The following is a 23,519-nucleotide window of genomic DNA, read 5'->3' on the forward strand; positions in this document are numbered from 1 at the left end:
ATATTTAAGGATGCATAAAGGTATGTTATAATCAGATTATCAAAAAGGTAAACGGATATATTGCAAAAAAGGAGAGAGGAATATGGCAAAAAGAAATATTTTCCGCAGTGTTGCGGCGGTGCTTGCATTTGGCATGTGTATGACGGGTCTTGCTGGATGCGGAAGTGAAAAAAGGGCAGACGGGAAAACAGAAATCGAAGTGGTTTCCTACAAACCGGAAGCAGTTAAGGCATTTGAAAAGATTGAAAAGCGGTTCAATGAAACACATGATGACATCCATCTGACGATTTCATCTCCAAACGAAGCAATGACCATTTTAAAGACACGTTTTATCCGGGAGGATTATCCGGATATCATCGCAATCGGAGGAGACATCAACTATTCCAACTTTTTAGATGCAGATTTGTTTGATGATATTTCCGATCTGGATGAAGTCCAGACCGTAAAACAGGCATATCTGGATATGGATAAGGAACTGGAGTTTATTCCAAAGGATGGCACGTATGCACTTCCATATGTGGCAAACGCGGCAGGAATTTTATATAACAAAGATCTGTTTGAGGAAAATGGCTGGAAAGTTCCGACTACCTGGCAGGAATTTACGGCACTGTGTGATGAAATAAAACAGAGCGGAACACTTCCGCTGTATCTGGGCTTTAAAGATACCTGGACCTGTCTGGCTCCGTGGAATGCGCTGGCAGTCGGACTTACCGATTCGGATACCTGCAATCAGGTAAATATGGGAAATACCACATTTTCCGATACGTATGGACCGGTAGCAGAAAAGATGCGTGCGCTTTTGGATTACGCCGAAAAAAATCCGTATGCATATGGTTATAACGATGCCTGTACAGCATTTGCCCGCGGGGAATCTGCCATGTATCCAATCGGAAGCTATGCAATCCCGCAGATCAAATCGGTCAATCCGGATATGAATATCGGCTCTTTTACATTTCCTGCAAATGATGAGGAATCAGACAATGTATTAAATTCAGGAATTGATTTACAGTTTTCTGTGATGAAAGCATGCAAAAACAAAGAAGCAGCATATGAAGTTTTAAAATATCTGTATGAAGATGAAACCATTCAGATTTATCTGGATGATCAGGGCGGAATTGCCTGCAAGGATGGGGATTTCGCAATTCCGGAAACACTCGAGGATATGCGTCCTTACATTGAAAACAACCGCATGGCAGATTATCAGGATCACCATTATCCGAGTGAGATGAGTGTGGATGCCATGATCCAGACGTTCCTGCTGGATACAAGCGACAATGCACAGGAAAAGTTTTTGAAAAAATTTGATTCCGACTGGAAGCGCTACAACCGGGATCTGATTCGGAAAGTACAGGATTATCAGAAAGAACAGGGGGATGCACAATGAAAAAGAAAATGTCAAACAGGGACAAAACATTCTGGGCGGTTATCATACCGGTTGTAATCCTATTTTTTGCATTCAATACACTTCCAATGATCAAAGGTGTGATTTACAGTTTTACCAATTATAAAGGATACGGAACTTACGATTATGTCGGGTTCCGGAACTATGCAGATCTGTTTACGGATTCCCGCGTGGGAAAAAGCTATTTGTTTACGTTTAAATATGCACTGGCAGGAACGATACTGGTAAATGTGCTAAGTCTGATCATGGCAGTTGGATTAAACAGTGCAATCCGTTTTAAAAGTGCACTGCGCGGTATTTATTTTGTACCGAATATTTTAGGAGGACTTGTCATCGGCTATATTTTCAGTTTTATTTTTACTTACATTCTTCCAACTGTGGGAAATGTGTTCCATATTGGATTTTTACAGAACAGTATTCTTGCAAGTGAAAAATACGCATGGATTGGTGTGCTGATTGTTGGTGTATGGCAGGCAGTTGCCATGAATACCATCATCTATATTTCCGGTCTGCAGACTGTACCGGAGGAAGTCTACGAGGCGAGCATGCTTGACGGAGCCAGTAAATGGAAGCAGTTCTGGAAAGTAACATTTCCACTGGTAATGCCGTTTGTGACGATTAATCTGGTACTGAGCACAAAGAATTTCCTCATGGTATTCGACCAGATCATGTCATTGACCAAGGGAGGTCCGGCACAGAGCACCGAATCCATCTCTTATCTGATTTATAAAAATGGTATGGATGGCGGACAGTTTGGATTCCAGAGTGCAAATGCAGTCATTTTCTTTATTGTGATCGTGGCGATTTCACTTTTCCAGATGACAGTCATGAATAGGAAGGAGGAGCAGCTATGATGAAAGAAAAAAAGAAAACAAACTGGGTACTTACGATTGTTCTGATTTTGGGGACGGTTACGGTATTTTTTCCGCTGTATATGGCAGTGATTATTGCGTTTAAGAAACCGAGTGAGATGACAAACGATGTGGCGGGTGCACTTTCTTTCCCGAAACAGTGGAGTTTTGAAAATTTCCGTCAGGCAATGGAAGTGACCGATTTCTGGCACTCTCTTGGAAACAGTTTACTGATCACACTGGTAACAATCGTACTGGCAATCCTGATCCACTCAATTGCAGGCTACGTGATCGGACGCGGCATGGCAAGAAGAAAAAGTTTCCGATTTATCTATCTGTATATTGTCAGCGGAATGTTTGTTCCGTTTTCCATCTTAATGATGCCTCTGGTAAAGCAGACGGCGCATATGGGACTTGGAAACCGCGCGGGTGTCATTCTGTTGTATCTGGTATTTTATATGCCAATGAACATCCTTCTTTACAGTGGGTACTTAAAAAATATTCCGATAGCGCTGGAAGAGGCGGCAGATATTGACGGAGCAAGCACATGGACTACTTACTGGAAAGTGGTCTTTCCAATGATGATGCCAATGCATGCAACAGTTGCAATCCTGACAGCTCTTGGAACGTGGAATGATGTTATGACACCGCTTGTGATTATGTCTGGAACCGGACAGAATACGTTGCCGCTTGCACAGCTTAATTTCCAGACACAGTTTGGAACCAATTACAATCTGGCATTTGCTTCCTATATTATGGCACTGATTCCAATCCTTATTTTCTATGTGATTTGTCAGAAACAGATTTTAAACGGTGTGGCAAACGGTGCAGTCAAAGGATAAAAATAAAACGAGGTGACTTCTATGGCAATTATATACAATCCAAATAAAAAAATATTTACCCTGCATACGGCGCATACAACTTATCAGATGCAGGTTGATCCACTGGGATATCTGTTGCATTTGTACTACGGAGAAAAAACAAACAGTTCCATGGACTATGTCCTAACCTATGCAGACCGCGGATTTTCCGGAAATCCTTATGCAGCCGGTATGGACCGCACCTATTCGCTGGATGCGCTACCACAGGAATATCCGTCCCTTGGCACCGGAGATTACCGCAATATTGCACTGAATATCAAAAATGAAAAAGGGGTGGAAAGTGCGGATCTGCTTTTTAAAAGCTATGAAATCCGAAACGGTAAATACCGGTTGCAGGGACTTCCGGCTGTCTGGGCAGACGAAAAGGAAGCGCAGACACTGGAAATTGTCCTCGCAGATGAAAACGCACAGGTTGAAGTACATCTGCTGTACGGTGTTTTGGAAGAAAACGATGTCATTACAAGAAGTGTCCGGATTAAAAATACAGGAACCGGGCAGATTACGATCGAAAAGGCAGCGGCAGCCTGTCTGGATTTTGTACAGGGAGAGTTTGATGTCCTGCGGTTTTATGGAAAACATGCCATGGAGCGCAATCTGGAGCGTACGCCGCTGGGACATGGAACCATTGCGTTTGGTAGCCGCAGGGGAACATCCAGCCATCAGTATAATCCTGCCGTGATTCTGGCAGAAAAAGGGACAACGGAGACCGCAGGCAGCTGCTATGGAATGCTGTTTGTATACAGCGGGAATTTCTCCTGTGAGGCAGAAAAAGACCAGTTCAACCAGACGCGCCTGCTTCTCGGATTAAATGAAGAACTGTTTTCCTATCCGCTTGCGTCGGGAGAAACCTTTACGGTGCCGGAAGTTATTTTGTCTTATTCGGCAGACGGATTGTCTGCACTGTCGCAGCAATATCATAACTGCATCCGCAACCATGTGTGCCGCAGCAAATATGTCCATATGCAGCGTCCGGTGCTGATTAACAGCTGGGAGGCAGCATATTTCGATTTTACGGGAGATACGATCGTGGATCTGGCAAAAGAAGCTGCTTCCCTTGGAATTGATATGGTAGTGATGGATGACGGCTGGTTTGGGAAAAGAAACGATGATAATTCTTCCCTTGGGGACTGGCAGGTCAATGAAAAGAAACTGGGGGGAAGCCTGGCAGAGCTTATTACCCGTGTGCATAATCAGGGGGTGAAATTTGGTATTTGGATTGAGCCGGAGATGGTCAATGAAGACAGCGACCTTTACCGGGCACATCCAGACTGGGCAATTCAGATTCCGGGGAAAAAGCCGGTGCGCTCGAGAAACCAGTTACTGCTTGATTTTTCCAGAAAAGAAGTGCGCGACTGTGTATTTGATCAGATTTGTGCCGTGCTGGATCAGGGAAAAATTGATTATGTCAAGTGGGATATGAACCGCAGTATGGCAGATGTCTATGCCGGAAATCTTTCCCATGATTACGTCCTTGGTGTCTATGATTTTATGGAGCGTTTGTGCAGCCGGTATCCGGATCTTTTGCTGGAAGGATGCAGCGGTGGCGGCGGCAGATTTGACGCAGGAATACTTTATTATTCCCAACAGATCTGGTGCAGTGACAATACCGATGCGATCAACCGCACAAGAATCCAGTACGGAACGTCGTTTTTCTATCCGGTTTCCGCGATGGGAGCGCACGTTTCGGCGGTGCCGAACCACCAGACCGGACGGGTGACAAGTTTCCACACCCGCGGGGTGACGGCGATGGCGGGAACCTTCGGTTACGAATTAAACCCAGCGCTTTTATCCGATGAGGAAAAGCAGCAGATCCGGGAGCAGATCAAAACGTATAAGAAGTACGAAATGCTCATTAACGAGGGAACCTACTGGCGGCTGTCTGATCCGTTTACAGATGAAATTGCGGCATGGATGTCGGTATCAGAGGAACAGGATCATGCACTGGTAAGTGTGGTGCGTCTTATGGCTGAGGCAAATCAGGCGACCGTTTATGTCCGCCTGCGTGGGTTAAAACCGGATGCTGTGTATCTGGAAGAACAAAGCGGCAGACAGTATTCCGGTGCGGCACTGATGCATGCGGGAATTCCGCTTCCGCCGTTTACCGAGGAATATGAGGCGTATCAGTTTGCCTTTACCGAACTGAAAGAGGCGGGAAGATTATATGAAAAAGTGCAGAAATGGTGTGACGGGAATGCCGAAAACCGGGTGGTCATCAGCATTTACGGTGGCTCCGGTTCCGGAAAAACAACGCTTGCAACGGCATTGCAGCAGTACTTTTTAAATGACGGAACCGGATGTTATCTGCTCTCGGGCGATGATTATCCACACCGGATTCCAAAACGCAACGACGAAGAACGGCTGCGTGTGTATAAAGAAGCAGGGGAAGACGGACTGCGTGGATATCTCGGAACAAAGAAAGAGATTGATTTCGCCCGGATCAATGAAGTGCTTGCGGCATTTCATGAGGGAAAAGATACGATCACGTTGCGGCATTTGGGACGGGAAGATGGCGAGATTTCATCAGAAGAAACCGATTTTTCCGGAATATCTGTATTGCTTCTGGAGTGGACGCACGGAGGCAGTGACGATTTACATGGTGTGGATCTATCCGTCTTTCTGGAAAGTTCCCCGGAGGAGACAAAGGAGCGGCGCATCCGCAGAAACCGCGACGAGAATGCCGCAAGCCCGTTTATCTGTCGTGTGGTGGAACTGGAACAGGAAAAACTCGAAGTGCAGCGCAAAAATGCAGGATTGATCGTGGGAAAGGACGGAAGTATTTATGAACAGTAAACCGATGCTCAATGCATATCCAGACAGTCTTGGAAGAAATCTTGGGGATATCGTAACATTGCTGAAAACGGAGGCTTTGCAGAATGTATTTTCTTCTTTTTACATTCTGCCGAGCCTGTACCATTCCGATCTCGACCGGGGATTTTCCGTGATCGACTATGACCTGAATGAGCAGCTTGCCGACCGGGAAGGCCTTGACCAGTTAAAGAATATGGGAATCGATCTGAAACTCGATTTTATTTTAAACCATGCTTCCGCACAGTCCCCGCAGTTTCAGGATCTTGTGGAAAAAGGGGAGGCTTCTGTGTACCGCGATTTTTTCATCGATTGGAACCATTTCTGGGAAGGGCATGGAACCATGACGGAGGAAGGCTATATCCAGCCGGATGAAAGCTGCCTGAAGCAGATGTTTTTCCGCAAACCCGGGCTGCCGATCCTGATGGTGGAATTTCCGAATGGAAAAAAAGTGCCGTACTGGAATACCTTTTATCAGGAAGTGCATGGCAGACAGTATCTCGGACAGATGGATGTAAACATCCAGTCACCAAAAGTGTGGGAGTTTTATCGTGAAACCCTGGAAAAAATAGCCTCTTACGGCGCGGCGATTGTGCGACTGGATGCCTTTGCCTATGCGCCGAAAGCACCGGGAAAGAAAAACTTTCTCAATGATCCGGAAACGTGGGAACTTTTACAGAAGATCCATGCGCTGGCAGAACCTTTGGGACTTACGCTTTTGCCGGAGATACACGCAGCGTATGATGAAAAAATATATGAGACACTTGCAGAAAAAGGCTATGCAACCTATGACTTTTTCCTGCCGGGACTGGTCATTGATGCGATCGAGAACCGGCGGGGAACGTACCTTGCGGCATGGGCGAAGGAGATTGTGGAAAAGAAGATCTCCACGGTCAACATGCTCGGCTGTCATGATGGCATCCCGCTTCTGGACTTAAAGGGGCTGCTTCCGGAAGAGGAAATCCAGTCGTTAATTGAACGGATCGTATCCCGCGGAGGCATGGTCAAAAATTTACATGGACAAAAGAATCTGTATTATCAGGTAAATGCCACATATTACAGTGCATTGGGGGCGTCGGACGAAAAAATGCTTCTGGCGCGTGCTATACAGATGTTTATGCCGGGCAAACCGCAGGTCTGGTATCTGGATTTGTTTGCCGGAAAAAATGACCATGAAGCGGTGCGGCGCGCGGGAGAATCCGGACATAAGGAAATCAACCGGACAAATCTTTCTACTGATCAGATCACGGAAGGGTTGAAAAAAGATGTGGTTCAAAAACAGCTTGCGTTAATCCGCATGCGAAATACCCATAAGGCATTTTCGGAAGGCGCAGAGGTAGCAATCTCCGGAGGGGAGAGGTCTCTGGAAATCCGCTGGGAATATAATAGTGCATTTGCAACATTATATGTAAATTTTGAATCAGGAACATATACAATAGTAGAAAGCAGATAGTTAAGTTGGGCTGTCGATTGTACATGAAACCTAAACTTTATAATGGAAATAATCATAGATGAAACAAGCCACATAGGGATAATGCCCGGTGGCTTGTTTTGAAAATGGATAATTTAAATCTTATAACTTCGGATTTCGTCTTCTCAGGAAATTTTGACGGATGTCTTCCTCAGAAAGTCGGCGTATCTGCTCCGGTTCTGAAAAGAAACGGTCCTGTGGGGACAGTCCACGGAGGGAAGAATGGGGGGATTGGTTGTATTGTTGGACAAAAGCGTACAGACTTCTCCTCAGCTCTTCCAGTGAATGGAAATCCCGCATATCAAGGGCGGGCATACTTTGCTATGGCTGCTCTCATAACGGACATCAGATTGATAAAGTTATCATTGTAGAACACATCGATCCCGGTAATGAACCGGCTGGCATCATCGATCAGGGCAATGATATAGTCCCGGTGTTTTTTCCATCCGAATCTGTAAGGCGGGGATCGGTACTGCTGTCTCCACACCAGACTTCGTTGATATGAGGGCGTTCATATCGGCGCATATCCTTGTTCGGTGTCTGCCGCAGTTCCAACTGAAAATAGACAATTCTGAATAAAATCGGTTCAAGAATAGATACAGAAGAAATATCAGGATATGTAGACAAGGTTATACCGTTTGTATGATGAGATTGAAGGTGTGGAGAAGAAAGAATTTCTTAACAGTTTTGTAGAACAGGTGGATATTTATGAGCAGGAGCAGCCAGATGGCAAATTCCTGAAGCACATAAAGTTCCATTTTCCGGTGTATTTTGGAGACAGGGAAACACAGGAACTTTGTTGGGTCAATGAAAGTACCGTTGAGACTTGTGTGTTGCTACAACGAAGAACTATGTAGAAATCCTTAATTTTAGGCACTTTTTCAAGCATATCGTCTTTACGAGCGAGGGCGATAAAATCAGAAATAAAGAGATAAAGAACTATATCAATGTTTCAGTAGTTGTTGATATAGAGTGTGGGAACACAAACAATTAAATACTAAATTTGAGGGGTACTTATTAAAAAAGTATCCCTTTTCAATGTAGGACGTTCAAAATTGAGCGTCTATTTTTTTACCCAAAATGAAAGGAGCATTTAAGAATGAAGAACATATTAAAACGAGTTTGCACGGGATTTCTCGCATTGGCAACGGTAATCACTACCTTGCCGGCAACAACGGCTCATGCAGCAGAAAAACAATACTGGACTGAAAGTGCCGAGCGTGTCGGCATTATAGAACAGGTAATGAATGACGGTTCTATCAAAGCAACATTTAATGAGGGCTATATGAAAGTCGAGGGAGAAACTGCCTATTGTATCGACATCAACACGGCTTTCAAAAATGGCTACAAGACACGAGCAGACGCAAGTACGCGTATGAGTGCAGACAAAATTTCTGATGTGGCTTTATCTATTGAATATGTGAAACAGTATGCAGAAACACATAAGGAATTAAATTACAAACAAGTCTATCTATTAGAACAGGTTGTTGTTTGGCAGAGATTGAGTGTGCATTTGGGTTGGCAGTGCGACAACGTGCGTGCGGCATATAGTGAAATTCCAAAGGCTACACAAGAGGAAGTGTTTGCCGGAGCCAAAGCCTTTGTGAAAGAAAATAAAGGGCGCTATGAATGTGGTGGATATATTTATTCCGGCGAGGGTCAGGAACTTGGACAGTTTTGGGCGAAGTTGAATGTTGGAAATGCAAAACTTCAAAAAGTTTCCAGTAATACCGGTATTACCGATGGCAACGCCAACTATTCTCTTGCCGGTGCGACTTATGGTGTCTTTGCTGATAAAGAGTGCCAAAAACAACTTGCCACCCTTACGACTGATGAAAACGGAAATACAGATGTTGTAGAGGTAACGGCTGGAACTGTCTATATCAAGGAACTTTCTGCACCAGTAGGATATAAAGCGGATAAAACTGTATATTCCTTAAAGGTTGAAGCTGGAAAGACAGTGACTTTGAAAGTATCAGATATACCAAAAGTAACGGATACCTTGATTGAACTTTTCAAGATTGATATGGAAACACAAAAAGACAATCCACAGGGAACGGCTTCTTTAGCAGGCGCAGAGTTTGAGTGGAAATATTATGACGGTTTCTATGCAAAAGATAATCTTCCATCAGAGCCAACACGCACTTGGACAACAAGAACGGTTGAAGAAAAAGATATGCAAGGAAATGTTCATTACATCACAAAATTAGCGGACGCATACAAAGTATCCGGCGACGCGTTCTATATGCAGAATGGAAAGGCTGTTCTTCCTCTTGGAACACTGACTGTTGAGGAAGTGAAAAGTCCAACAGGATATTTATTAGAGGGTGCTTATATGCAGGCAAATGGTAGTGAAGAACAGATAAAAGGTGTCTATCTTACACAGATTACAGAGGACGGCGACCTTGCCGTATTGACAGGTGCGAACCAGTTTTCTGTATCGGATAAAGTCATTCGCGGTGGTGTAAAAATTCAAAAACGAGATTTAGAAACAGGCGACATCAAACCACAAGGAAGTGCCACGTTAAAAGATACTGCTTTTGACATCATTTCCTTAAATGAAAATGCGGTATTGGTTGAGGGAAAATTGCATAAGAAAAATGAAGTTGTAAAAACCATTCATACGGATATTTCCGGTGTTGCCATGACTTCGGATAACCTACTTCCTTATGGAAAATATAAGATTTTTGAACAGAAATCACCAGAGGGATATTTGACTGATGGTGCAAAAGAGATTGAATTTGAAATTACAGAAAACGGTAAAATTGTGGATTTAACAGATAAAGACCATTCTATCTACAATCAAATCAAGCGCGGCGATATTGAGGGTGTCAAGATTGATGCAGGTACACATAAACGCTTGGCTGATGTTTCCGTTCAAAATTACAAGTAAGACCACAGGCGAAAGTCATGTTGTTGTAACTGATGATAACGGACAGTTTTCTACTTCATCAGATTGGGCTAGCCATAAACACAATACCAACAAAGGACAGATAAGTGAGGACGGTGTGTGGTTTGGAACTTCTGAGCCGGACGACAGCAAAGGCGCGCTTCCTTACGATACTTACATCATTGAAGAATTAAGATGTGAAAGCAACAAAGGCTTCAAACTTATTCCTCCATTTGAGATTGTCGTATCAAGAAATAACCATGTGATTGATTTAGGCACACTTACTGATGAATACGAAAAAAAAATCACTATCCAAACAAGTGCAGCAGGTAAAGACGGCGAAAAGACTATTCTTGCCGGTAAAGAAATTACGATTGTAGATACCGTGAAATTAGATGGTCTTGTGAAAGGTACAAAGTATCAGTTAAAAGGCTGGCAGATGGTAAAAGAAGAAAATGCGGAACTTGTGATTGATGGAAAACGTGTTGAAAACGATTATACCTTTATTGCTGATGATGAAGAAATGAAAGTGGAAATTGCCTATACATTCAATGCGTCTGCTTTAGGTGGCAAGAACCTTGTTACCTTTGAAGAATTGTATGATTTAAGCAATCCAAAAGAACCGGTCAAGGTTGCTGAACATAAGGACATCAATGATGACGGGCAAACTGTTTTCATTACAGAGCGTATTATCAATATTCATACAACGGCTGCTGATCTAGACGGTAACAAGGAAATTCAGGCAGATAAAGAAGTGACTATTATTGATACGGTTACTTTAGAGGGCTTGGAAGTCGGTACAAAATATCAGTTAAAGGGCTGGCAGATGGTAAAAGAAGAAAATGCAGAACTTATCATTGATGGAAAGCGTGTAGAAAAAGACTATACCTTTATCGCAGATAAGGAAAACATGACAGTAGAAATTGCATTTACATTTGACGCGTCTACTCTTGGTGGGAAACAACTTGTAACTTTTGAAGAATTGTATGACTTGTCAAATCCTGACGAACCTAAAAAAGTAGCGGAACACAAGGATATTGAGGACGATGGACAGACGGTTACCATCAAGGAAATTCCAGAGGTGCCGGAAAAGCCGGAAGAACCAAAAACACCAGAGAAACCGACATACCCAACAGACAGTCCGAAAACCGGAGATAACACAAATGTGATGGCGTTTGTTGTGATGTTGCTTACTTCTGCCGGTATGCTTGGCGGTACATATCTTTGGAAAAAGTATCGTAAGAAAGAGGACTAAATTATGGCAATTACATTAGGGAGTTTGTTTGATGGGATTGGTGTATTTCCTTTGGCAGCCTCCAACTATGGCATTGTTCCCTTATGGGCAAGTGAGATTGAGAAAGTCCCTATTTCTATCACAAAGAAACTTGATTTTATTAACGATATGGCAGACAGTATCGGAAAGAGCATACAGACCCTTGCAGGCGTTACCGAGAATGGCTTCGGGAGTACGGGATTTTATGTAGGTTCTCTATTACTGATAATTTTAATCATTGGTATTTATATTGCCTATACGGGACTGATAAAAAGAGAAACCAGCAAAGCGGTTCAAGCGGTTATCAATTTTCTTGTGGTGTTCGTATTGTCCGCTTCATTTATTGCTTACGCTCCCGACTACATCAAGAAGATAAATGAATTTTCATCAGACATCAGTACCGCTTCACTTGACTTGGGAACAAAAATCATGCTCCCCAACTCTGAAAGTGAGGGCAAGGACAGCGTGGACTTGATACGGGACAGCTTATTTTCTATTCAAGTGGAACAGCCGTGGCTCTTACTTCAATTCGGTAACAGCAACGCAGAGGAAATCGGGACAGACCGTGTAGAAGCTCTTGTATCGGCAAGCCCAGAGGACGAGGACGGGAAAACCAGAGAAGAAGTCGTGAAAACAGAAATCGAGGACAACGACAACAACAATCTGACGATACCACAGGTCGTAAACCGTTTTCGCCACAGCTCTTTGACAACTGAATAAAGCAGACAGATACGTTTGTGAGATAGCGAGCCACGGGGACTGTACGCCACGACCTTTTCAAAAGAAAGCGAGCGACCCACGCAGTGATCCGAGAGCGACTGTTGGAAAAGTCGTTTTGCCACGACCTATCCTCACAGAATAATGATACGTCCGCATGGTGCGGTTCTGCCCACAAGAATGGGAATAGTTGAGATACTAACGGAGCTTTCCAAAGCCGTCTGCCTGCTTGAAAAAAATGACACACAGTAAAGGGGGTGCATAGATTATGAACAATACTGATGTGCCTATCTGGGAAAAATATACGCTGACGATTGAAGAAGCGTCCAAATACTTCCGCATTGGCGAAAAGAAATTGCGTAAATTAGCCGAAGAAAACATTGACGCTGGCTGGGTTATCGTGAACGGTAACCGTATTCAGATTAAGCGAAAACAATTTGAAAAAATCATAGATACATTGGACGAAATCTAATGTCATTGAGCCGTAGATATGGTATAATAAATGTAGCGTATCACGGCTCATTCCATGACGGAAAGGAGCTTTACACTATGTCTAATGTGAAACGAAAAGACAGTAAAAATCGCAATTTGCGTAATGGAGAGAGCCAGCGAAAAGACGGAAGATACGTTTATAAATATACCGATATATACGGAAAGCCACAATTTATTTATTCTTGGAAACTTGTACCGACAGACAAGACACCTGCTGGAAAACGTGATGATATATCGTTGAGGGAAAAAGAAACACAGATAAAAAAAGACCTTAACGACGGTATCGACACAGCAGGCGGTAAAATGACAGTCTGCCAGCTCTGCGACAAGAAGAACAGCCAAAGAAAGAACATCAAAAGGGCTACTGAAAAAGGACGACAGTATCTTATGAACGCTCTAAAAAATGACCCGTTGGGTATGAGGGCGATTGATACCGTCAAACAGTCGGACGCTAAAGAATGGGCTATCAGAATGAGTGAAAAAGGATATGCCTATAAAACGATTGATAACTATAAGCGTTCCTTGAAAGCGTCATTTTACATGGCAATACAAGACGACTGTATCAGAAAGAACCCGTTTGAATTTAAGCTAAGTGATGTTCTGGAAGATGATACGGAGCAGAAAGTTATCCTTACACCAGAGCAGGAAGAACGCCTGCTTGCCTTTATGGAAACAGATAAAATTTACAGTAAGTATTATGATGAGGTTGTGCTTCTGCTGGAAACGGGACTTCGTATTTCTGAATTTTGCGGACTGACGACACATATTGATATGCAGAACAGAATACTCAATATAGACCACCAGCTATTGAAAGACAGCAAAATCGGCTACTATATTGAAACACCAAAGACCCAAAACGGAAAACGGGAACTTCCATTGACAGAACGGGCTTATCAAGCAATCCAAAGGATACTAAAGAACAGAGGAAAAGCACAACCGTTGATTGTAGGTGGTTACAGCAATTTCCTATTCTTAAACCGTGAGGGCTTGCCTAAAGTTGCAGGAAACTATGAGGGCATGGTGCGAGGACTGATTAAGAAGTATAACAAGTATCACACAGATAAGTTACCAAACATTACGCCACATTCATTCCGACATACTTATTGTACGAATATGGCAAACAAAGGAATGAACCCAAACACTCTGCAATATCTCATGGGACACGCTAACATAACCATGACACTTGGTTATTACGCACACGGTACATTTCAATCTGCAAAAGCGGAACTGGAAAGACTGGCTTGTTAATATCGGAGCTTATATTTACTACTCATTTACTACTTTTGGTTGCATTTTCATGCTGGTAAATGCCAGCTTATGCAAGGTATCTTCCAAAAAGAAAATACCGATAAAGCCCTAAAATACGGGATATATCGGCATTTACCAACTTATGAAAAGATAATCAGAAATTTAGTAAGTTTTTATAAAATAAAATACTATTTATTTTACAACTTTTGACTGCCAAAACATGAGAATTTATAAGAAGATACAGAAACTACAAGAAAAATGAAAGTTGCAAAAACCCTTTAAATACAAGGAAAAACGACGATTTAAGGAGATATAAGAACATGATTAAAATACTATTCATCTGCCACGGCACTCCAGTTTTATGATAATGCATATCTTCGTAGACTGGGGCAACACAGGGCAGAATATATGGTAGAAAGCCTTGGAATTACTACGGTTTCGACTACTAAGGCTCATGAGCGGAATCGGGATAAATGCAAACGTGTTGGGAGAAATCCTTAGTAGTAGTGGACTACTTAGAAGCAATAGAAAAATGTATGGAGGAATATTGAGGTGGGAAAGGAGAAAATAGTATATGGCCAATGTGCTTTGTGTAGGCAAAATAAGGAACTTCAACTTAGTCATATTGTTCCGCGTTTTGTAGGACGAAAAATGATAAAGACAGCACTTGGTAATATTCGAGTAACAAATGAACCCAATAAAGTAGCACAGGATATAGAAAAACATTATATGCTGTGCCATGACTGCGAGGAACTATTTAGTGCCAAGGAACGTTGGTTTGCAAGTAATATTTTTAATCCGTGGCAAGATCATAAGCAGCGAGAATTCAGTTATGACGAGAATTTAACTTATTTTATAGTTTCACTAAGCTGGAGAAGTTTATATTTAGATTTGGAAGAGTACTCTTGTGATGCGACTTTTGATAAGGAAATACTACTGACAATGTTAAGAGCTGAGAACATCATGAGAGATTATCTTTTGGGTAAGAGACAAGATGTTTCAGATATTCAGAATCATATGTTTTTCTTTGATAGAATTGAAAGTGCAAGTAATTATGATTTTGAAAAAAATCCAAGTGTAGCTATGCATAGGAGTATTACTTCGTATTCTGCTTATAATGGAAAAACTTCATTCACGATATCTAATCTGCTAGGAATTATGATTGTAACATTTTATTCAATGGAAGAACAGGAAGAGTGGACAAACACACAGATTTTGAATGGCAGGGGAACAATTGTTGCCGAGAATCAAGGAATTAAAAGCGTAGTAGGACAAGAAATTCAACATTGGATGAATGAAGCAGAAAATGCCAAGACTAACCTCTCTGATAATCAGAAAAATAAAATCCTTGAAAAAATGAAAAAGGTCGGTAATGGGATAAGAGATTATGCAATATTTCAGGATTTCATCGATGATGAAATCCTGAAAAGAAATAATGAAAAAAAATAGAGAGTAAACGGGAAAATTTGATAATTTTAATATTATATTTTTCAGAAATATTACAAATTGCTTTAAAGCAAAGGAAACTCGAGCGTTTGGAGTAAATATTATAAGTTTTCTCCAAGCTCTTTTTGTGATTGTGAGAATTTGAGTATTGCGATTGTGGGATAAAGGGATTTGACAGAATTAATGTTAACATTAGTACCAAGAAAATTTATGTTCAGGTTGAAGTTAGACTAAAAACAGGGTATAATTAGACTAAAAAAGAGGAGGCGTCAATATGGCAGATTCATGTATTTATCTTGATACATATGTTGTTCAGCAGGATATGAGAATACGCTTACCAAAAGCAGTGTTGTCGAATCTTAATGTGAAAAAAGGAGAAACAAAATTTGATATATATTTGGATTCAGAAAATCAGTCGTTGGTTTTTAGAATTCACGATGAAAATGGAGGTGCGTAATGATGGCTGATACCGTAACAGGAGTATCACTCTTTACAGGTGCTGGCGGTATGGATATTGGATTTGAGAATGCGGGTGTTAAAGTCGTGGTTGCAAATGAATTAGTAAAAGAAGCAGCCGAAACATATAAAACAAACCATTCTAATTGTGTGATGATTAATGATGATATAAACAATGTAATTAATGATATGGCTAAATATGAAGGTGCAGACTTTGTTTTTGGGGGACCACCTTGTCAAGGTTTTTCGGTTGCTGGCAAAATGGATCCAAACGATGAACGAAGTAAATTGATATTTACCTTTTTAGATGTAGTTGAAAAAGTTCAACCCAAGGCATTTGTAATGGAGAATGTAAAAGCATTAGGTGTATTAGAAAAGTGGGAACCAACTAGAAAGAAATATTTAGAAAGAGCTACAAAAATGGGATATCAATGTATGCCGTTTATTTTAAATGCATCAGAGTATGGGGTATCGCAAAAAAGAGAAAGAGTATTTTTTTATAGGAATCAAATCAGGTCTTGATCCTTTTTTTGAACACCATATGATGGGTATGATAGAGCAGCAGAAAAACAAGGCTCCCGTCATTCGTGATTTGTTACAATCATTAGGAAAAGCTGGAACAGATATTAATCCCAATACTTGTACAGCAAAGATAACATTTGCGGCACATCCAGTGATGAGAAAATCACCATATGCGGGGATGTATTTTAATGGACAAGGAAGACCAATTAATGTAGATGGGTATTCAAATACTTTACCAGCATCTATGGGTGGAAATAAGACACCATTTGTGGATGAAGAGTATTTGTATGGAAATGCAGAATGTGATTGGGTTGTAGATTACCATCAGGGGTTAATTGATGGAAGAATAGTGCCGGAATTTAAAGATGCACCTAGTCGATTACGAAGAATTACAATAAAGGAAGCAGCAAAGATACAGACTTTCCCAGACAATTATATTTTCTGTGGAAATAAAAGGCAAGGTCTACACACAAATAGGAAATGCCGTACCATGTAAATTAGCAGAAGCTGTGGCTAGGGCAGTAATTGAATATCAAAAAAAGTATGTATAAAATCGCAACAGCGAGTAAATTGATATTTGCTCGCTGTTGTAGAACTACTTAGTAGAGTCATCTTTGTTTTTGGAATGATTTAGATCGAAAAATTCATCTGCTAATTTCATAAGATAGGCTATGGTTTCATCTTTGAACTTAGTATTTTGGGCAGTTTCGATTATAAAATGCATAAATTCTTCGCTATCAATTTTATCAATTGAACCAATCATTGAAGATAAAAGATTTTCATATGATATAACTCGAAGTAAAAAATTTTTATTAAGATATTCATGTTCAATATTATTTATGAAATCCCCTTGAGCATTGGCTCTTGGCCCTTCTATAAAAAGCATTTTTGTACCGCCAGCAGAAAGAACCTTATCTGCCGCGTGACGGACATCTGTTTCGGCATAGTCCTTATCTTTTAACTCATTAGATGCAACTAAAGAACCGTCAACATATATATCTAAATCACTGATTTCACGACCTGATGCACCGCTTTGATTAACAGGGTGTACCTCAACGGTAGCGTTTGGTTCGTTGTACATGAGATGATATGTTCCGGCAACGAGAAGGGTAAGGATTTCCCCTTCATAACTGTGCTCTAGGGCTTTTTCCATATATGCCATAAGATGCGCAGGGAGATTTGCATTTTTTTCTATAGTGAAAGTTGTCATAGTTGATTTTGAATTTTTTATATTTATTAGCTTCGAAAGTAAATATATTAAACATTCGTAAGCATCTGTTGATGTAGTAATAAGAGGAAGGTTGTCACAAAGAGAATTAAGGATAGTCTGATCATTGCCGCGCCTTACAGCGTTTGTTTTTGAAAGTTCTGGAAAACGAGCAGGTTTATTTAAAAATGGTTCATTTGAGCCACCTAATGCCTTGTCGAGTACCTCCATTTCAAAAGGCACAATTACTTTATGGCAAATTGTTCTTGCATCATATGCACCTGGCAATTCGGATTTTTTTTGTAAACATAAAGTATTAATACTTTCATCTGTTGCTTTTGCAAGTATAGCTGTAAATAACACATATTTATATGTAAGATGGGTATTATCAATTACAAAATCAATAAAATCCTTGTGGGCACATGTTGAATTGATAGTCCGTTGAGCATCGACATATGCGGCATTAAGTTTGGCTGAAGCGTTCTCTTTTAATCCCATTATAAGTTTCCTCCTGTTATTTGAATGATCATTGGCTGTATAAAGCCATGAGTATACATGCGGAAATAAAGTATATAAATCTATTTAAATCACATATTATTATATCAGAAAATAAAAACATTTAATAGAGTGAATCGGTAGTTGATAAAATATAAAATTATTTTGGATAGCTGGGGGTATCCAAATCTCTACAGCCTTTTTTACTGAAGACCGATGGCCCCCTTCGTGCGAATTTTCGCAGAATTAAACAGGGGGGATACCCGCTAAGGTCGGTTGATGTGAAAATATCCGCAGAATATCATCGCTAAAGTCGATTTTGTTTTGCCGGATAGTACCGAAATACGCAGAAAAAACGTGTAAAAAGCAGCATAAAAATCACAGTTTTTCTGCGTACATTTTGGCAGAAATATAATCCGAATTGTCTTGCTATTCTGTGCCGTCAGAGTGATATATGTATTACCGAATAAGAAAGGCGGGTACATATTATGAAGAATGAAATCAGATTTACATTGGAATCGAAGCAGAAACCGAAACTGGCACAGGAGATTGGAAACCTACTTAGAACAGCACCGCATTATGAACGGGTACCAAGCTGCGCATGCGACAGACGCATATAGCGTGTATGAGGAAATCATCAAGGACAATATCGAGTACGACTATCTGATACAGGACAGATACCTTGACCGGGACAGGATAGAGGAAATCCTTGCCCTTATTCTTGAAACTGTCTGCACCAAACGAAGAACAATCCGTATCGCCGGGGACGACCACCCGGCAGAGCTTGTAAAAGCAAAATTTATGAAACTGAACAGCGAACATATCCGCTTTGTACTTGACTGTATGCAGGAAAACACCACCAAAATCCGCAACATCAAGCAGTACATGAAAGCTGCTCTTTTCAATGCCCCGTCTACGATTGGCAGCTATTACACGTCCCTTGTATCTCACGATATGTACGGCGGGCGCACTATCCAGTCGGCAAAAAGCAAGGGCATACCCGATTACACCTGCAACGAGGGCGAAAGCCTGTAAACCAACCCAAAGGAGGATTTGATTATGACACAGAAAACAGGAGCTTTGATTTTTGATGAAACCGCTGACCGCTACGACATTCGCTTTGACGTAAACGACTACTACGGGGGCTTACATTGCGGCGACTGCATGGAGGTCTTTGTGCGGGGCAAATGGAAGCCTACCCGTATGGAGTACGGGGACAACTGGTATCTTGTGGGTATTCGGGCGGCAGACCTTTCCGGGCTGCGGGTACGGATTTAACAGGGCGGCGTGAAAACGGACGCTCTTTTTTCATGCCCGCCCCGCTTCCCGGCGGCGGGCATACCACCATAGAACATGAAAGGAGGACACCCATTGCAGGAGGAAACCAACGAAAAGACCATAGCCCTTTACATCAAAACCGGGAAACTGACGGCACAGCAGCTCCAAAAGGCTATGAAAGCCCTGCTTGCACAGATGAAAAAGCAGCATGACAAACAGAAAATCCCGCATGGAAAGCAGACCCTAAAGCAGCTTATGAAGCAGAACGCGGGTGTTTCCAACATTGAAATCACAAAGGACAATATCAAAGCCTTTGAGAGTACGGCGAAAAAATACGGGATTGACTTTGCCCTAAAGAAAGACAGCACCGAAACCCCGCCCCGTTATCTTGTGTTTTTCAAGGGACGGGACGCGGACGCACTGACCGCAGCTTTCAAGGAGTTTTCCGCAAAGAAGCTGACGCAGGAACAAAAGCCCTCTATCCGCAAGCTGCTTTCCACTCTGAAAGATAAGGCGGCGGCTCTGAACGCACAGCGGGACAAAGTAAAAAACAAAGACAGGGGGATTGCAAGATGAACGCTATCAACTGGAAAAAGCTGCTGCTTCCCAACATTCCCTATCTGCTCTTTGTGTATCTTTTTGATAAAGTCGGGCAGGCGGTACGCCTTGCGCCGGGGGCTGACCTGTCCGGCAAGGTGCTGTCGCTTGGGGAGGGCTTTTCTATGGCTTTTGCAAATCCGCTTCCGAGCCTTGCCCCTATGGATTTACTGATAGGGATTTTCGGCGCGGTGCTTATCCGGCTGATTGTCTATGTCAAAGGCAAGAACGCAAAGAAATACCGCAAAGGTGTAGAATACGGCTCTGCCCGTTGGGGAACTGCCGAAGATATACGTCCCTACACCGACCCGGTATTTCAGAATAACGTGCTGCTGACACAAACGGAACGGCTTACCATGAACAGCCGCCCGAAGCAGCCGAAGTATGCAAGGAATAAAAATATCCTTGTTATCGGGGGAAGCGGCAGCGGCAAGACGAGATTTTTTGTAAAGCCGAATTTAATGCAAATGCACAGCTCATACGTTGTAACCGACCCGAAAGGAACGGTTTTAGTCGAGTGCGGGAAGCTCTTACAGCGGGGCGGCTACCGGATAAAAGTGCTGAACACGATTAACTTCAAAAAAAGCATGAAATACAATCCTTTTGCCTATCTCCGCAGCGAGAAAGACATTTTGAAACTGGTAAATACCTTGATTGCCAACACCAAAGGGGACGGGGAAAAAGCCGGGGAGGATTTTTGGGTAAAATCGGAACGGCTCTTTTACTGCGCCCTTATCGGCTACATTTGGTACGAAGCCCCGGAGGAAGAAAAGAACTTCACGACGCTGCTTGAAATGATAAATGCGTCGGAAGCCCGCGAGGACGACCCGGAATTTCAGTCCCCCGTTGACCTCATGTTTGAACGGTTGGAGGAAAAAGACCCGGAACACTTTGCCGTCCGGCAGTATAAAAAATTCCTGCTGTCTGCGGGAAAGACAAGAAGCTCTATCCTCATTTCCTGCGGTGCGCGGCTTGCCCCCTTTGACATTAAGGAGCTGCGCGACCTTATGGAAACTGACGAAATGGAGCTTGACACCATAGGCGACCGCAAGACCGCCCTGTTTGTTATCATTTCCGACACCGACGATACATTTAACTTTGTTGTGAGTATTCTTTACACGCAGCTTTTCAATCTGCTTTGCGACAAGGCAGATGCTCATTGTGCAAGACCAGATATGGAACCGCGTTACCATTAACCGGGCAGAAAAGAAATCTACCCGCTACTATATGGACGAATTTCATCTGCTCTTAAAAGAGGAACAGACCGCAGCTTACAGTGTGGAGATTTGGAAGCGTTTCCGTAAATGGGGCGGCATACCGACAGCCATTACACAGAATATCAAAGACCTTTTGGCAAGCCGCGAGGTAGAAAATATCTTTGAAAACTCTGATTTTGTCCTCATGCTCAATCAGGCACAGGGCGACCGGGCTATCCTTGCAAAGCAGCCCATACCCGAAAGGCAAGTAAAAAGGCAGTCAAGAAAGCGCAGGAAGCGGCTGTTTTGCGTACTTCCACTTCCCGCTTGCAGTTTACCGACGAGGAACGGGAAACGCCAAAACTGCAACCCTACATTAAAAAATCGGAAAAAGCAGCCGACAAACTGGACGCGGCAAAGGCAGCTCTCCCGAAGCAGAAGAAACTTGTAAAAGAGCGCACCTTTGAGGAAACTACCGGAAAGGCAAAGACCCGGCTTTACTTTGAGGAACAGGAAAAGCCGATACCCGGCGGCAAAGCCCACAGTAACCCGTTATCCCGCCCCGCGCAGGAAGCGGGTATTTTTGTTCACAACAAAATCCATAGCGTCGAGAAAGATAATTCCGGCGTGGAGGGCGCGCACAAATCGGAGGAACTTGCCGAGCGCGGCGCAAGGTACGGGACAAGAAAATTAAAACAGGGCTACCGCAGCCATAAGCTGAAACCCTACCGGGAAGCGGCAAAGGCAGAACAGGCAGCGTTTAAGGCAAACGTCAACTTCCAGTATCACAAAGCCTTGCATGAAAACCCGCAGCTTACAAGCAATCCCTCTTCCCGTTTCATGCAGAAACAGAAAATCAAACGCCAGTATGCAAAAACCGTAAAGAAAAGCGGCGCAGCTACCGCCAAAGCTGCCTCCGGAGCGTCCCAAACAGCAGCAAAGAAAGCGGCTGCCTTTGCAGGACGACACCCGGCAGGCGTGATAATCGCTATCGCCGCGCTGCTTCTGTTCATCATGGTATCCGTAGGGCTTTCCTCTTGCGGGGCAATGTTTTCCGGCAGCATGAACAGCGTGTTAGGGACTTCCTACACGTCCGAGGACAGCGACCTTGTGGCAACGGAACAGAGCTATGCTGCAATGGAAAATGAGCTGCAACAGGAAATTGACAATATTGAAAGCACCCACAGCGGCTATGATGAATACCGCTATGACCTTGACACTATCGGGCATACCTTTGAAGCGGTTACAGCAGTTTTTGAATGTGCCGGACAGTCTTTTACCGCAAGGGGAAAAACGGTACTGTCTGACGGGTGGAAAGAGATTGACCGAAGATACAGGGCAGCCTTAAAGAACAAACCCGAAACGGACGACGCAGACAGCGACACAGAAAATACCCTGCCACAGTTTACCGAGGGACAGACCTTTGAAAATCCGACGGCAAAGGTAACGGAGCATGACACAACACCGCCAAAACCTCACAACGAAGCGTCGCTGCTCTCTGCTATGGAGCGCGCCGGAAGTGAGGACACCGACCCGGACGCAGAACGCAAAGGGCTTGGAACGCCCGCCACCCGCGCCGCTGTCATTGAAAAACTGGTAAAGGGCGGCTTTGTGGAGCGAAAAGGCAAGCAGCTACTTCCCACAAAAGACGGTATCAACCTTGTGTGCGTCCTGCCGAACACCTTGACAAGCCCGCAGCTTACCGCAGAATGGGAAAACAATCTGACGCAGATTGCAAAAGGCAAGGCAGACCCCGCCGCATTTATGGAGGGTATCGAGGATATGGCACGGGAACTGGTAAAGACCTATCCGTTTCTTTCTGATGATAAAGCGCAGATGTTCAAGCCGGAACGGGAAGCATTGGGAAGCTGCCCCCGCTGCGGTTCTCCTGTCTATGAGGGCAAGAAGAATTACTATTGCAGCAACAAGGAATGTATCTTTACCATGTGGAAAAATGACCGTTTCTTTGAAGAACGAAAAGTAACCTTTACCCCGAAGATTGCCGCTGCACTCTTACAATCCGGCAAGGTAAATGTGAAAAAGCTCTATTCCCCAAAGACGGGCAAAACCTATGACGGAACTATCGTATTAGCTGATACGGGCGGAAAATACATCAACTACCGCATTGAACTGTCGAAGAAGAAATAACTGAATAGCAAGCATAGGAAAAGAGTACCCTTTTCCGTAAAATCCCTGCTTTCTCTACCGAGAACGGCGGGGATTTTTGCTTGTTGGGAAGTGTCCCAAACCCTCTGTTTTGTAGAGGGTTTTACCCTCTGAAATCTTGAAAAA

General features: G+C 43.0%; 15 protein-coding genes and 7 pseudogenes. 20 read left to right on the forward strand and 2 right to left on the reverse strand.

All coding sequences use genetic code 11. The features are described from left to right. Positions 1-82 precede the first annotated feature (82 nt). From DQQ01_RS06925 to gtfA, 5 genes are read left to right on the forward strand one after another with little or no spacing between them, the layout of a single operon-like run. Positions 83-1,384 carry an ABC transporter substrate-binding protein gene (locus DQQ01_RS06925; protein WP_111919447.1) on the forward strand — a complete coding sequence of 434 codons (1,302 nt, stop codon included), beginning with the start codon at positions 83-85 and terminating at the stop codon, positions 1,382-1,384. Next, the gene (locus DQQ01_RS06930) at positions 1,381-2,256 is read left to right on the forward strand and encodes a carbohydrate ABC transporter permease (RefSeq protein ID WP_009247171.1); all 876 of its coding nucleotides are present in this window, start codon (positions 1,381-1,383) and stop codon (positions 2,254-2,256) included. The genes DQQ01_RS06925 and DQQ01_RS06930 overlap by 4 nt, the downstream gene beginning before the upstream one ends. Further along, positions 2,253-3,095 carry a carbohydrate ABC transporter permease gene (locus DQQ01_RS06935; RefSeq protein WP_111919448.1) on the forward strand — a complete coding sequence of 281 codons (843 nt, stop codon included), beginning with the start codon at positions 2,253-2,255 and terminating at the stop codon, positions 3,093-3,095. The genes DQQ01_RS06930 and DQQ01_RS06935 overlap by 4 nt, the downstream gene beginning before the upstream one ends. Before the next feature lie 21 nt (positions 3,096-3,116). Further along, positions 3,117-5,924: an alpha-galactosidase gene (locus DQQ01_RS06940; protein WP_111919449.1), complete on the forward strand. Its 2,808-nt coding sequence runs from the start codon at positions 3,117-3,119 to the stop codon at positions 5,922-5,924. Then, positions 5,914-7,392 carry a sucrose phosphorylase gene (gene gtfA / locus DQQ01_RS06945; protein ID WP_111919450.1) on the forward strand — a complete coding sequence of 493 codons (1,479 nt, stop codon included), beginning with the start codon at positions 5,914-5,916 and terminating at the stop codon, positions 7,390-7,392. The genes DQQ01_RS06940 and gtfA overlap by 11 nt, the downstream gene beginning before the upstream one ends. A gap of 144 nt (positions 7,393-7,536) precedes the next feature. On the opposite strand, the pseudogene DQQ01_RS18510 reads toward gtfA, so the two are convergent. Next, positions 7,537-7,968: pseudogene (locus DQQ01_RS18510) on the reverse strand (IS481 family transposase); the annotation flags it as partial. Between the two features lie 41 nt (positions 7,969-8,009). Here DQQ01_RS18510 and DQQ01_RS06955 point away from each other — a divergent pair. The 9 genes and pseudogenes from DQQ01_RS06955 to DQQ01_RS16030 form a co-directional block, all read left to right on the forward strand. Continuing rightward, a pseudogene (locus tag DQQ01_RS06955) lies at positions 8,010-8,267 on the forward strand (recombinase family protein); the annotation flags it as partial. A gap of 242 nt (positions 8,268-8,509) precedes the next feature. Then, a pseudogene (locus tag DQQ01_RS06960) lies at positions 8,510-11,555 on the forward strand (SrtB-anchored collagen-binding adhesin). 3 nt (positions 11,556-11,558) lie between these two features. Then, positions 11,559-12,263, forward strand: a pseudogene (locus DQQ01_RS06965) (CD3337/EF1877 family mobilome membrane protein); the annotation flags it as partial. Positions 12,264-12,558: 295 nt separating this feature from the next. Further along, positions 12,559-12,762 (forward strand): excisionase, encoded by a 204-nt coding sequence (locus tag DQQ01_RS06975; RefSeq protein WP_004613735.1) that lies wholly within the window; start codon positions 12,559-12,561, stop codon positions 12,760-12,762. Between the two features lie 77 nt (positions 12,763-12,839). Continuing rightward, entirely contained in the window at positions 12,840-14,030 is a 1,191-nt protein-coding gene (locus DQQ01_RS06980; protein ID WP_111919451.1) for a site-specific integrase, read from the forward strand. Between the two features lie 552 nt (positions 14,031-14,582). Next, entirely contained in the window at positions 14,583-15,479 is an 897-nt protein-coding gene (locus DQQ01_RS06985) for a hypothetical protein (RefSeq protein WP_111919452.1), read from the forward strand. Between the two features lie 271 nt (positions 15,480-15,750). Next, complete coding sequence (locus tag DQQ01_RS06990; RefSeq protein WP_072449519.1) at positions 15,751-15,933, forward strand: sucrose-6-phosphate hydrolase; 183 nt, start codon at positions 15,751-15,753, stop codon at positions 15,931-15,933. Next, a complete protein-coding gene (locus DQQ01_RS16025) occupies positions 15,933-16,454 on the forward strand; it encodes a DNA cytosine methyltransferase (RefSeq protein ID WP_199797983.1) in 522 nt (173 codons plus the stop codon). The genes DQQ01_RS06990 and DQQ01_RS16025 overlap by 1 nt, the downstream gene beginning before the upstream one ends. Then, positions 16,396-16,950 (forward strand): DNA cytosine methyltransferase, encoded by a 555-nt coding sequence (locus tag DQQ01_RS16030; RefSeq protein WP_199797984.1) that lies wholly within the window; start codon positions 16,396-16,398, stop codon positions 16,948-16,950. The genes DQQ01_RS16025 and DQQ01_RS16030 overlap by 59 nt, the downstream gene beginning before the upstream one ends. Positions 16,951-17,049: 99 nt before the next feature. On the opposite strand, the gene DQQ01_RS07000 is transcribed toward DQQ01_RS16030, so the two are convergent. Then, positions 17,050-18,159, reverse strand: a complete 1,110-nt coding sequence (locus DQQ01_RS07000) for a restriction endonuclease, SacI family (protein WP_111919453.1) — start codon at positions 18,157-18,159, stop codon at positions 17,050-17,052. Positions 18,160-18,753: 594 nt separating this feature from the next. On the opposite strand from DQQ01_RS07000, the pseudogene DQQ01_RS07005 reads away from it, so the two are divergent. The 6 genes and pseudogenes from DQQ01_RS07005 to DQQ01_RS18515 all read left to right on the forward strand — a co-directional run. Then, positions 18,754-19,191, forward strand: a pseudogene (locus tag DQQ01_RS07005) (DUF6017 domain-containing protein); the annotation flags it as partial. 24 nt (positions 19,192-19,215) lie between these two features. Next, positions 19,216-19,434: a DUF5348 domain-containing protein gene (locus tag DQQ01_RS07010; protein ID WP_004611927.1), complete on the forward strand. Its 219-nt coding sequence runs from the start codon at positions 19,216-19,218 to the stop codon at positions 19,432-19,434. 93 nt (positions 19,435-19,527) lie between these two features. After that, a complete protein-coding gene (locus tag DQQ01_RS07015; protein ID WP_077712400.1) occupies positions 19,528-20,010 on the forward strand; it encodes a PcfB family protein in 483 nt (160 codons plus the stop codon). Next, positions 20,007-21,185 (forward strand): annotated as a pseudogene (locus DQQ01_RS18375) (VirD4-like conjugal transfer protein, CD1115 family); the annotation flags it as partial. The gene DQQ01_RS07015 and the pseudogene DQQ01_RS18375, both read left to right, overlap by 4 nt. Next, positions 21,184-21,477: pseudogene (locus DQQ01_RS18380) on the forward strand (VirB4-like conjugal transfer ATPase, CD1110 family); the annotation flags it as partial. The pseudogenes DQQ01_RS18375 and DQQ01_RS18380, both read left to right, overlap by 2 nt. Before the next feature lie 56 nt (positions 21,478-21,533). Next, positions 21,534-23,375, forward strand: coding sequence for a CD1108 family mobile element protein (locus tag DQQ01_RS18515; protein WP_456297929.1), 1,842 nt, complete (start codon positions 21,534-21,536; stop codon positions 23,373-23,375). The last annotated feature ends 144 nt before the right edge of the window (positions 23,376-23,519 follow it).

Origin of the sequence: Blautia argi (assembly GCF_003287895.1) — a bacterium.
GTDB lineage: Bacteria > Bacillota > Clostridia > Lachnospirales > Lachnospiraceae > Blautia > Blautia argi.

Bases quoted from the DNA above. Each gene is read 5' to 3' on its own strand.
- DQQ01_RS16025 (WP_199797983.1), top strand. From the start codon at position 15,933: ATGATGGCTGATACCGTAACAGGAGTATCACTCTTTACAGGTGCTGGC.
- DQQ01_RS06990 (WP_072449519.1), top strand. From the start codon at position 15,751: ATGGCAGATTCATGTATTTATCTTGATACATATGTTGTTCAGCAGGAT.
- DQQ01_RS07000 (WP_111919453.1), bottom strand. From the start codon at position 18,159: ATGGGATTAAAAGAGAACGCTTCAGCCAAACTTAATGCCGCATATGTC.
- DQQ01_RS06930 (WP_009247171.1), top strand. From the start codon at position 1,381: ATGAAAAAGAAAATGTCAAACAGGGACAAAACATTCTGGGCGGTTATC.
- gtfA (WP_111919450.1), top strand. From the start codon at position 5,914: ATGAACAGTAAACCGATGCTCAATGCATATCCAGACAGTCTTGGAAGA.
- DQQ01_RS16030 (WP_199797984.1), top strand. From the start codon at position 16,396: ATGGGGTATCGCAAAAAAGAGAAAGAGTATTTTTTTATAGGAATCAAA.
- DQQ01_RS06980 (WP_111919451.1), top strand. From the start codon at position 12,840: ATGTCTAATGTGAAACGAAAAGACAGTAAAAATCGCAATTTGCGTAAT.
- DQQ01_RS06940 (WP_111919449.1), top strand. From the start codon at position 3,117: ATGGCAATTATATACAATCCAAATAAAAAAATATTTACCCTGCATACG.
- DQQ01_RS06925 (WP_111919447.1), top strand. From the start codon at position 83: ATGGCAAAAAGAAATATTTTCCGCAGTGTTGCGGCGGTGCTTGCATTT.
- DQQ01_RS07010 (WP_004611927.1), top strand. From the start codon at position 19,216: ATGACACAGAAAACAGGAGCTTTGATTTTTGATGAAACCGCTGACCGC.
- DQQ01_RS06935 (WP_111919448.1), top strand. From the start codon at position 2,253: ATGATGAAAGAAAAAAAGAAAACAAACTGGGTACTTACGATTGTTCTG.
- DQQ01_RS06975 (WP_004613735.1), top strand. From the start codon at position 12,559: ATGAACAATACTGATGTGCCTATCTGGGAAAAATATACGCTGACGATT.